This window comes from Bradyrhizobium sp. dw_411 (assembly GCF_018449695.1).
GTDB lineage: Bacteria > Pseudomonadota > Alphaproteobacteria > Rhizobiales > Xanthobacteraceae > Bradyrhizobium.
Map to the genome: position 1 here is coordinate 116,451 of NZ_JAAVUY010000009.1, position 11,782 is coordinate 128,232.

Annotated in this window: 8 protein-coding genes; 6 read left to right on the forward strand and 2 right to left on the reverse strand. The window is 61.2% G+C overall.

The window, feature by feature from the left end:
- Positions 1-134: 134 nt before the first annotated feature.
- From HB676_RS17190 to HB676_RS17215, 6 genes are read left to right on the forward strand one after another with little or no spacing between them, the layout of a single operon-like run.
- Positions 135-2,981 (forward strand): bifunctional transaldolase/phosoglucose isomerase, encoded by a 2,847-nt coding sequence (locus tag HB676_RS17190; protein WP_213739033.1) that lies wholly within the window; start codon positions 135-137, stop codon positions 2,979-2,981.
- 58 nt (positions 2,982-3,039) lie between these two features.
- Positions 3,040-4,035, forward strand: a complete 996-nt coding sequence (gene gnd, locus HB676_RS17195; protein WP_213739034.1) for a phosphogluconate dehydrogenase (NAD(+)-dependent, decarboxylating) — start codon at positions 3,040-3,042, stop codon at positions 4,033-4,035.
- Positions 4,036-4,038: 3 nt separating this feature from the next.
- Entirely contained in the window at positions 4,039-5,550 is a 1,512-nt protein-coding gene (gene zwf / locus HB676_RS17200) for a glucose-6-phosphate dehydrogenase (RefSeq protein ID WP_213739035.1), read from the forward strand.
- 2 nt (positions 5,551-5,552) lie between these two features.
- The gene (gene pgl / locus HB676_RS17205) at positions 5,553-6,290 is read left to right on the forward strand and encodes a 6-phosphogluconolactonase (RefSeq protein ID WP_213739036.1); all 738 of its coding nucleotides are present in this window, start codon (positions 5,553-5,555) and stop codon (positions 6,288-6,290) included.
- A gap of 38 nt (positions 6,291-6,328) precedes the next feature.
- Positions 6,329-6,847 (forward strand): gluconokinase, encoded by a 519-nt coding sequence (locus HB676_RS17210; protein ID WP_213739195.1) that lies wholly within the window; start codon positions 6,329-6,331, stop codon positions 6,845-6,847.
- A complete protein-coding gene (locus tag HB676_RS17215; protein ID WP_213739037.1) occupies positions 6,844-7,662 on the forward strand; it encodes a Cof-type HAD-IIB family hydrolase in 819 nt (272 codons plus the stop codon). Before HB676_RS17210 ends, HB676_RS17215 begins: the two co-directional genes overlap by 4 nt.
- A 166-nt stretch (positions 7,663-7,828) precedes the next feature.
- Here HB676_RS17215 and HB676_RS17220 read toward each other — a convergent pair whose 3' ends face one another.
- Both HB676_RS17220 and malQ read right to left on the reverse strand, forming a co-directional pair.
- The gene (locus HB676_RS17220) at positions 7,829-9,631 is read right to left on the reverse strand and encodes a glycoside hydrolase family 15 protein (RefSeq protein ID WP_213739038.1); all 1,803 of its coding nucleotides are present in this window, start codon (positions 9,629-9,631) and stop codon (positions 7,829-7,831) included.
- 31 nt (positions 9,632-9,662) lie between these two features.
- Entirely contained in the window at positions 9,663-11,615 is a 1,953-nt protein-coding gene (malQ, locus tag HB676_RS17225; protein WP_213739039.1) for a 4-alpha-glucanotransferase, read from the reverse strand.
- Between the last annotated feature and the right edge of the window lie 167 nt (positions 11,616-11,782).

Genomic DNA, 11,782 nt, shown 5'->3' on the forward strand with positions numbered 1-11,782 from the left:
CGGCGTTATCCCGCTTGCGTGCGCGTATTTTCATCACCAGCATCCCCTCACGGACGTGTTGACAATCCGGCTTCCCGCCGCAGAAGGTTGCCACCAGCCGAGAATGGACCCGCTCTCGAACAGAAACAGGCATCATGAATCCCGTCAAAGCACTCGAAAAGCACGGCCAGGCAGTCTGGCTGGATTTCCTGGCCCGCGGCTTCGTCGCCAAGGGCGACCTGAAAAAGCTGATCGATACCGACGGCGTCAAAGGCGTGACGTCGAACCCGTCGATCTTCGAGAAGGCGATCGGCAGTTCGGATGAGTATGACGCCCCGATCGGGAGCGCCCTGAAGAAGGGTGACCGCTCGATCGCCGATCTGTTCGAACATGTGGCGATCGAGGACATCCAGCATGCCGCCGACGTGCTGCGGCCGGTCTATGACGAACTTCATGGCCATGATGGTTTTGTCAGCCTGGAAGTCTCGCCCTATCTGGCGATGGATACCAAAGGCACGATTGCCGAGGCAGAGCGGCTGTGGAAGCACGTTGATCGCAAGAATTTGATGGTCAAGGTGCCGGCAACACCGGAAGGCCTGCCCGCGATCGAACATCTGATCGGCGAAGGCATCAGCATCAACATCACACTGTTGTTCGCGCAAAAGACCTATGTCGAGGTCGCCGAGGCCTATCTCGACGGGCTCGAGAAATATGTCGCCGGCGGCGGCGATCCCTCGCACGTCGCCAGCGTCGCCAGCTTCTTTGTCAGCCGCATCGACAGCGCGGTCGACAAGCAGCTCGATGAAAAGATCGCGCGTGCCAACGATCCCAGCGAAAAGGAGCGTCTCACGGCGCTCAAGGGCAAGGTCGCGATTGCCAACGCCAAACTGGCCTATCAGGACTACAAGCGCCTGTTCGCAGGTGCGCGCTGGGAGAAACTTGCGGCCAAAGGCGCGAAACCGCAGCGCCTGCTGTGGGCCTCGACCGGTACCAAGAACAAGGACTACAGCGACGTGCTGTATGTCGAAGAGCTGATCGGTCCCAACACGGTCAACACCGTGCCGCCGGCGACGCTCGACGCCTTCCGCGATCACGGCACCCCACGCGATAGCCTTGAGGAAAATATCGACGATGCTCGCCGCGTGCTGGCCGAGCTCGAAAGATCCGGCATCTCGCTCGACGCGATCACGACCGAACTGGTCAAGGACGGCGTCAAGCTGTTCGCCGATGCCGCCGACAAGCTCTACGGCGCGGTCGCACACAAGCGCGCCGTAGTATTGGGCCACGGCATCGACGGTCAGAAACTGGCGCTGGGCGCCACCATCACCAAGGCTGTCGAGAAGGCCACCGAAGACTGGCGCGCGGCGGCCACCATCCGCCGGCTCTGGCAGCACGACAAATCCGTCTGGACCGGAAGCGACGAAAACAAATGGCTGGGCTGGCTCACCAGTGCCGCCAAAGCCGACATCGCCGACTACGAGGATTTTGCCCACCGCGTCAAAGGACAGAATTTCACCGACGCCGTAGTGCTCGGCATGGGCGGATCGAGCCTCGGGCCGGAAGTGCTGGCCGAGACTTTCGCAAAGCAGCCCGGCTACCCCAAGCTGCATGTGCTAGATTCAACCGATCCGGCCCAGGTGCGCAGCCTGCAAGCCTCGGTCAATCTCGCCGACACGCTATTCATCGTCTCCAGCAAATCCGGCGGCACCACCGAGCCGAACGTAATGAAGGATTATTTCTTCGCGCGCGTATCGGAAACCATCGGCGCCGCCAAGGCCGGCCATCGCTTTATCGCGGTGACCGATCCCGGCTCGTCGCTGGAGAAGGTCGCCAAGAAACAGGGCTTTGCCCGGACCTTCTACGGCGATCCCTCGATTGGCGGCCGCTATTCGGTGCTGTCACCGTTTGGGCTCGTCCCCGCCGCTGCCGCAGGTATCGACCTTCGCACAGTCCTCGAGCACACGTTGTCGATGGTGCGCTCCTGCGGACCTGACGTGCCGCCGCACGAAAACCCCGGCGTGCAGCTCGGCCTCGCGATGGGCCTCGCCGGTCTCGAAGGCCGCGACAAGGTGACCATTCTCGCGTCCAGGAAAATCGCCGATTTCGGCGCATGGGCCGAACAGCTCATTGCGGAGTCCACTGGCAAGGACGGCAAAGGCCTGATCCCGATCGCCGGCGAACCGCTCGGCGATCCCACGCTTTACGGCAACGACCGGTTCTTCATCGACCTGCGCACGGCGGGCGAAGACGACGCCGCGCATGACCAAAAGCTTTCCGCGCTGGAAAAGGCCGGTCATCCCGTGGTTCGCGTCGTGATGCAATCGGTCGAGCATATCGGCCAGGAATTCTTCCGGTTCGAACTCGCGACCGCGGTCGCGGGCTCCGTGCTCGGCATCAACCCGTTCAACCAGCCCGATGTGGAAGCCGCCAAGATCAAGACCCGCGAATTGACCGCGGCGTTCGAGAAATCCGGCAAGCTGCCGGCGGAAAAGCCGGTAATGTCTTCTGATGACGTTGACCTCTATACCGACAGCAAGAACGCTGCCGATTTGCGCGCAGCCGGCGCCAATGGCGATCTTCATTCCTGGCTGAAAGCCCATCTCGGCCGCTCCGGCGCCGACGATTATGTCGCGCTGCTGGCCTATATCGAGCGCGACGCGGCACATATCGATACCCTGCAGCACATGCGGCTCGCGGTGCGCGACAAACGTCATGTCGCGACCTGCGCGGAATTCGGCCCGCGCTTCCTGCATTCGACCGGCCAGGCCTACAAGGGCGGCCCCGATAGCGGCGTCTTCCTGCAGATCACGGCCGATGATGCCAAGGATTTGGCGGTGCCGGGCCAGAAGGCGACTTTTAGTGTCATCAAAGCCGCACAGGCGCGCGGTGATTTTGACGTGCTCACCGATCGCGGCCGCCGGGCCTTGCGCGTGCATCTAAAAGGCGACCTCGCTACAGGTTTGAAGATGCTCGATGCGGCTATTCAGAATGCACTGAATTAGGACGTGATCCTGAAAAGTCCGGATCAGATCACGCTCAAACAGCAGTAAGGAATTTCACATGCAGCTCGGCATGATCGGTTTGGGGCGGATGGGTGGCAACATCGTCCGCCGGCTGATGAAACACGGCCACACCAGTGTGGTGTACGACAAGGATGCCAAGGCGGTCGCCCCCCTCGCGGCCGATGGCGCAGTCGGCGCCGACAGCCTGGAAGATTTCGTCAAGAAACTTGAGAAGCCGCGAACCGCTTGGGTGATGCTGCCGGCCGGCAAGATCACCGAAGCCACCATCGAGGCGCTGTCCAAACTGATGGAGAGCGGCGACGTCATCATCGATGGCGGCAACACCTTCTGGCAGGACGACGTGCGCCGCGGCAAGACGCTGAAGGAGCGCGGCATCCATTATGTCGATGTCGGCACTTCCGGCGGCATCTGGGGCATCGAGCGCGGCTATTGCATGATGATCGGCGGCGACAAGGCGGTGGTCGATCGCCTTGATCCGATCTTCGCAACGCTGGCGCCGGGCATCGGCGATATCCCGCGCACCGGCGGGCGCGAGGGACGCGACCCACGCATCGAACAAGGCTACATCCACTCCGGCCCTGTCGGCGCCGGGCATTTCGTCAAGATGGTTCACAACGGCATCGAATATGGCCTGATGCAGGCCTATGCCGAAGGCTTTGATATTCTCAAGAACGCCAACATCGAGGCGCTGCCATCAGAGCACCGCTTCGATCTCGATATCGCCGATATCGCCGAAGTGTGGCGGCGCGGCAGCGTGATCCCGTCATGGCTGCTCGATCTCACCGCGTCCGCGCTCGCGGAAAATCACACGCTGGAGAATTATTCCGGGTTCGTGGAGGATTCCGGCGAAGGCCGCTGGACTGTCAATGCCGCGATCGATGAAGCCGTCCCGGCCGAGGTGCTGACCGCAGCACTGTTTGCACGATTTAGATCGCGCAAAGAGCATACCTTCGCCGAAAAAATCCTCTCCGCGATGCGTGCCGGCTTCGGCGGGCACAAGGAGCCCCCGAAGAAGCCCGGTTCAAAGGCCTGATAGATGACCGTCACCCAAGCAAAACAAAAAAAGCCCGACCCCTGCTCCTTTGTCATCTTCGGCGTCACCGGAGATCTCGCCCATCGCCTCGTTGTGCCTTCGCTCTATAATCTCGCGGCCAACGACCTGCTGCCTGATAATTTCTGCATCGTCGGCATCGCCCGCAAGGGCATGTCGAACGAGGAGCTGACCAAGAGCCTCACCGAGGGTCTCCATAAATACGCCACCCGCAAGGTCGACGACGCGATCGCCAAAAAGTTATTGGCCTGCGTCACCTGCATCGAGGCCGATCCGCAAGATCCGGCCTCGTTCGACAGGATGATGGAGCAGCTCGATGAACTTGAGGCCGCGCGGAAAACGGAAGGCAACCGGCTGTTCTATCTGGCGACCCCGCCCAGCGGCTTCCTCCCGATCAGCAAGGAACTCGGCCGCACCGGCATGCTCGCCGAAAATGGCGTGTGGCGGCGGCTGGTAGTGGAAAAACCTTTCGGGACCGATCTCGCTTCGGCCAGGGAGCTCAACAGCGAACTGCTGAAGCTAATGGAAGAGCAGCAGATTTACCGGATCGATCATTATCTCGGCAAGGAAACGGTCCAGAACATCCTGGTGCTGCGCTTTGCCAACGGCATGTTCGAGCCGATCTGGAATCGCAATCACATCGACCACATCCAGATCACCGTTGACGAGAAATTAGGCGTCGGTCATCGCGGCAGTTTCTACGACGCAACCGGCGCTTTGCGCGACATGGTGCCCAACCATCTGTTTCAACTGCTGTCGCTGGTCGCGATGGAGCCGCCGGCGAAATTCGATGCCCGTGCCGTGCGCTCGGAAAAAGCCGAAGTGCTGGCGGCAATCCAGACCCAGAGCGAGGAAGAGGCGCTGCACAATTCGATCCGCGGGCAATATCGCGCCGGCACGGTCGGCGATAACGAGATCGAAGACTATCGCAAAACCAAAGACGTGAAGCCTGGCAGTACCACGGAGACTTACGCGGCGTTGAAGCTAACCATCGACAATTGGCGCTGGGCCGGCGTTCCCTTCTATCTGCGTACCGGTAAAGCGCTCGGCATCAAGCGAACCGAAATTGCGATCAAGTTCAAGCAGGCGCCGTTTGCGATGTTCCGCGACACGCCCGTCGACAACCTTTCGCAGAATTTCCTGATCATCTCGACGGAGCCGACCGAAGGCATTGCGCTGCAGTTCAACACCAAGGTGCCGGGACCGGCGATCGAGATCGACGGCGTCGAGATGAAGTTCCGCTACAAGGATTACTTCCAGGCCGAACCCTCGACCGGTTACGAGACCCTGATCTACGATTGCATGATCGGCGATAATATCCTGTTCCAGCGCGCCGACAGCGTCGAAGCCGGCTGGCAAGCGGTGCAGCCATTTCTTGATGCCTGGAAAAAGGCCGGCGGTAAGGGGCTGAAGATCTACGAACCGGGCAGCGAAGGCCCCGAAGAGGCCAACGAATTGATGGAACGCGACGGCCGCAACTGGCGAAAGTTGAGCTGACGATGGCCGCCAGCGACCAGCGCAAGATCATCCCCGTTGCCGATCCGGCCGCGCTGGCGCAGGCCGCCGCCGACCGCGTGCTGGCAAGGATTTCTGCGCATAATGGCCGCGTCGCGATTTGCCTGACCGGCGGATCGAGCCCAAAAAGACTCTACCAGTTGCTCGCGAACGAACCCTATCGCAGCAAAATCCCCTGGGACCGCGTGCACTGGTTCATCGGCGACGAAAGGTTCGTGCCACCAAGCGATAGCCGCAACAACATGAAGATGGCCCGGGAAGCATTTCTCGATCAATGCGCCCCCGCCGCCAACATTCATCCGATACCGACAGATACCGACCCCGGCGAATGCGCCAGTCGTTATGCCAACGAGCTGAAATTATTCTACGGCGCGGACCGGCTGGAGGCTGCGCGGCCGTTGTTCGATCTGGTACTGATGGGCGTCGGCCCCGACGGGCATACCGCCTCGATCTTTCCCGGCTATCCGGCGCAGGCGGAAACCGAACGCTGGGTGACCGGCGTGCCGCAAGCGCATGTCGAACCCCTTGTGCCGCGGGTAACGCTGACTTTCCCCGTGCTCGCCTCCTGCCGCGAAATGCTGTTCGAGGTTGCCGGCGCCGACAAGCGCGCGATCCTCACACGCGTGTTTGGGGAAGAGAGCCTGCCCGCCAACCTCGCGCGATCCACCGGCGAGACGGTCTGGCTGGTGGACAAAGCCGCACTTCCGGAAAATGTTCGGTGAGCGCGGCCCCCTCGGATGCGCCATGTGCGTTGATTGTGATGGGCGTCTCCGGGTCCGGCAAAAGCACCATCGCGGAAAAGCTGGCACAGCGCCTGGGCTGGACCTACGAGGACGGCGACAAGTTTCATCCCGCCAGCAATGTCGCCAAGATGAGCGCCGGCCATCCCTTGACTGACGAAGACCGCTGGCCCTGGCTGCAGGCGATTGCCGACGAGATCGATCGTGTCTGCAAGGCGGGCGAACATGTCGTGATCGCTTGCTCGGCACTCAAGCGCAGCTATCGCGACGTGCTGGTGCATGGGCGGCGTGACATCCGCATCATCTATCTCAACGGCACGCAGGAACTGATCGCAGCCCGCCTCGCGGCGCGAAAAGACCATTTCATGCCGCCGGGCCTGCTCGTAAGCCAGTTCAAAACCCTGGAACCGCCGGGCATGGATGAAAATCCCGTGATCATCTCGATTGACGCTTCCGTCGAGGAAATCGTCGATGACACCGTCAGCCAAATGGGGCTAACACCTGATATCAGCAGAACGCCACCCAGGAACCGCTCATGACCCGCATCGCGCTCGTTGTCTCCGACGTCGATGGCACGCTGTTGACCAAGGACAAGACGCTGACGCCAGCCGCGGCATCGGCGGTGCGAAGGCTGCACGAAGCCGGGATCGGCTTCACCATTACTTCCAGCCGGCCTGCGATCGGCATGAAATTTCTGATCGAGCCGCTGGCGATCACGCTGCCCGTCGGGCCCTTCAACGGCAGTTCGATCGTCGATCCGCTAAAGGGTCCGGTTGAACAGCATTTAATTCCTCCAACTGCGGTCAAACGCTGTATCGACGTGCTGGACGAGTATGGCGTCGATATCTGGCTCTTCACCAATGACCTGTGGCTTATTCGCAGCGACAAGGGCGAATATGTCGCGCACGAGCAGCATACGATCCGGTCCGATCCGACCATCGTCGATGATTTCACACCCTATCTTTCCGCTGCCTGCAAAATCGTCGGCGCCAGCCCCGATCCCACTTTGCTGCAACGCTGCGAAGCCGCGATGCAAAAGGCGGTCGGCGCCGAAGCCAACGCGATTCGCTCGCAGAACTACTACCTCGATATCACCCCGCCCGGCCAGGACAAGGGCACCTTCGTGCAGGCCATGGCCAAACGCCTCGGCATCTCCACCGACGCGGTCGCCACCATTGGCGATATGCAGAACGATCTGGCGATGTTCCGCACCAGCGGACTTTCGTTCGCCATGGGCAACGCCACCGACGACGTCAAGAAACTCGCGACCCATGTCACGACGTCGAACGAGAACGATGGCTTTGCCGGCGCGATGGAAGTGATTTTGAAGGGGAATGGGGCGGGGGGTAGTTGACGGCCGTTCAACTCGCCCCACCCGTCGTCCCTGCGAACGCAGGGACCCATACGCCGCGACCCATCGTTGAAGAATTCTGTTCGACGACTTTAGCACAACACAACGTCCTGGGGTTATGGGTCCCTGCGTTCGCCGGGACGACGAAATAATAGGTTGTTTGCTAACCCTACTTCGACCGCTGCATCGCCGGCTTCCCGACCGGCTTCTTCGCATCGCTGAGATTGTGCGCGGTATTGATCAGCGCGATATGCGTCAATGCCTGCGGGAAATTGCCGGTCTGGCGGCCGGCGCCGGAATCGAACTCCTCCGCCAGCAGACCTACATCGTTCGCGACCCCGACCACGCGATCGAATAATATCTGCGCCTGGCCGATCTCGCCAGCCAGCACATAAGCGTCGGCGAGCCACAGCGTGCAGGCGAGGAACGCGCCTTCGATCGGTTGGATCTCGTTGGAGATTTCGCGGGGGTCGTGCCGCAGCACGAAACCATCGCGCATCATGTATTTCTCGATTGCCGCCAGCGTGCCGAGAACCCGTGGATCCCTGGCCGGCAGAAAGCCCACTGACGGCAACAGCAAAATGCTGGCGTCCAGCAATTGCGACCCATAGGATTCGACGAAGGAATTCAGTCCGGGATCGAAGCCCTTGTCGCAGACCTCACGATGGATTTCATCGCGCAGGCTTCGCCAGCGCTCCAACGGCGCCTTAAAGCCGAATTTCTCGGCGCTCTTGATGCCGCGATCGAACGCGACCCAGGTCATCACTTTCGAAGAAACATAATGCGCGCCGTCGCCGCGCCGCTCCCAGATACCATGATCCGGCTGATCCCATACTTCGGCGAGATGATCGAGCACCGTGCATTCGAGATCCCACGAGCCCTCATCCAGCTTCAACTTGGCCACGCGCGACTGGTGAAACGCATCGATCAACTCGCCGTAAACATCGAGCTGCAATTGGGCGTGCGCGGCATTGCCGACCCGCACCGGCTGCGCGCCTTCATAGCCGGGCAGCCAGCTTGCTTCCCATTCCAGCAGGCGCCGCTGGCCCATGATGCCGTACATGATCTGCATATTGGCAGGCGATCCCGCGACCGCGCGCAACAGCCAATTGTGCCAGGCCAAGGCTTCTTCGGTGTAGCCCGAATTCATCAGCGCCAGCAGCGTGAAGGTCGCGTCGCGCAGCCAGCAATAGCGGTAGTCCCAGTTGCGCGCGCCGCCCAGTTTTTCCGGCAGCGAGGTCGTGGGGGCTGCAACTATGCCGCCGGTCGGCGCGAAGGTCAGCGCCTTCAGCGTGATCAGCGATCGCATCACCAGATCGCGGTTTTCGCCATCATAGGTGCAGCGACCGGACCATTCCGCCCAGAAATCTTTGGTTGCCTGCAAAGCCTTTGCGGGATCGATTTGCGCGGGCACCTCCAGATGAGAAGGCCCATAGGTCAGCACGAAGGGAACGCTCTCGCCTTCGCCTACTTCAAATTCAGCCACGGTTTTCATGTCTTCGCCGCGGGTCTTGATCGGCGTTCGCAACACCGTCATGTCCTGCCCGCAAATCGCCAGCAGCGCGCCATCCTCGGTGCGCCTGACCCATGGGACGTCCATGCCGAACCCGAAACGAATGACCAATTCCATTCGCAGCTTGACCCGCCCGCGAACCCCGCGCACCAGCCGGACGATGTCGGAAGCCGACCCGCGCGGCGGCATGAAATCAATCACCGCCACGACGCCGTCGGCGGTCTCGAACTGCGTTTCCAGGATCAGCGTATCGTTCCAATAGCGGCGCGAGGTTTTGGTGACATCTTCACTGGGCGCGATCAGCCATCGGCCGTTTTTGGACGTACCGAGCAATGCGGAGAAACACGCCTCCGAATCGAAGGCGGGCCAGCACAGCCAATCGATCGAGCCGTCGCGGCCGACCAAGGCCGCCGTCTCGCAATCGCCGATCAGTCCATAGTCTTCGATATTGCAGGGCAAAGCTTGGTCACCGTTGAAAAGTGCCAACGCGTCAGTTCGCCGCGCGTTCCGCCGTTGCTTCCTTGAGGGCTGCGACATCGATCGCGGAAATGATCTTATCCAGCGCCAGCGGCAGCTTTCGCCGCCAGTTCGGATGCTCGTTCACGGTACCGGGAATATTGGGCTGGTCGATCACCCCAAGCAGATCCTCCATCGCTATCGCCATCAGGCGCGACGGCGTCCGCGCCAGAAAAGCCGCGATCGCATAGAAGTCATAGCCACGATCGATGGAATGATGACGCAGCGCCTCACTCAGCATCGTCAGTGCATGCCAGCGCGCATCATCGCTTTCGCCGGGATCGATTCCGAGCGAGCGTTTGAGCTTCAAATCGGCGAACGCGCGCCAGCCGGCATAGGTCGACAGATCATGGGTGTTGAAGGTGACAAGCGCGTTCGGCAGGTAGTGATTGATGTCCCGGAACGCGCCGCGATCGTCGCGCTCGAACATCATTACCTGATACGACCAGATGCCCCAGTCCGCCATCTTCTCGCGAAAGCCTTCCGGCACCGTGCCGAGATCCTCGCCGATCACAACACATCGATGTGCCGCGCTCTCCTGCGCGGTCGCCGCCAATAGCGCCTCGAACGGCATCTGCACATAGACCCCGTTGTTGGCGGCAAAGCCGTGCGGCACCAGATAGAGCCGCTTCAAGCCCAGTACGTGATCGAGCCGGATCGCGCCGGCATGGCGCATCGAGGCCCGCAGCATCTCACGGTACGGCTCGAAGGATTGCATCTCGAGGCCGGCGGCGTTGAAGCCGGCGAGACCCCAGTTCTGGCCGGCCGTGTTCAACGGGTCCGGCGGCGCGCCGACGGCGAGATGACGGGAGATCGCAATTTGCTCGTTCCAGGCATCGAACCCGTCGGACTGCACGCCGACGGCAACGTCAAGATAAAGCCCGACCTTCATACCCAGACTGGCCGTCAGCGCCTTACAGGCCCCTAATTGCCGGTCGGCCGTCCATTGCACGAATTCGACGAATTCGATCGCCGCAGCATCCGGCCCCTGACGCAAGGCAGCGCATTTGGCCTCGTCGGGCCGCTGCCATTCTTCCGGCCATTCCCACCAGGGCTTGCCGAATTTATGCCGCAGCACTTCGAAGCAGGCGAAGCGCGACAGTAATGGCGCGCGCTCGGCGCGAAATGCATCGAAATCCTGCTTGCGGCTAGCGCTCGCCTGCGTCCTGAACGCCTCAAAAGCCGCGCGCAGCGCCCGCCATTTCAACTCGGCGACGCCGGGATAATCGACGATATCAGCAGCTCGCAGCCGGGCAATCGCGTCGCCCTTTCCGGCAAGCACAGATGGCTGGAATTCCGGGATTTTCTCGACATCGATATAAAGCGCATTGAGAAACAGCCGGCTGTTCGGCGAATAAGGGCTGCAGTCGCCCGGCCGGTCATCGAACAGAACATGCAGCGGATTGAGGCCGACGCCATCGGCGCCCAATTGTCCCGCCAGCCGGATCAGCCCCTCAAGATCGGTGAAATCCCCGATTCCCCAATTGCGCCCCGAGCGCACCCCATAAAGCTGTACCGCGATCAGCCAGCTCCGCCGGAAATCGCCGCCGAAAGCCTTCGGCGGCACCACCATCAGGGGCGCCTCTTCGGTCATGGAGGCCGCATCGGTCAGATGCAGCCGGTATGAGCCTTCAGGGAGATCCGACGGCCAGGTGATGGTGCGATCACCGGTGTCGCCCTCGGCGATAACCTTAACCCCCGAAGCGATTTTCCAGTGTAGCGGGAACGTGGCAGCCTTGAGTTCGGTCCGCGATGGCTGGCCGGACCGGATCACGACCGCCTCATCCAGAAACCGATAGGGCACCCTGATGGGGAGGGCCGCGAGGATAATCTTCAGCGCCACGGCATCCGTCACATGGCGGTGACCCTGACCATCCACGAATTCGGTCTGGATTCCGAGCTCTTTAGCTTTGGTGTAAAGGTCCATTCGGCACGCTGTTTGCAAGCAACGATTGGGGATCGTCGCGAAATTCTATTGATACGGGAAGAGGATAGCCGTGTTTAACTCTCCGGCATCCCCGGCGTTCCCAGGGAACCAATGCCCGGTGAACGGCTTTGTATATATGTCCAGAGCGTCTCCTTTCGCGCAAACGA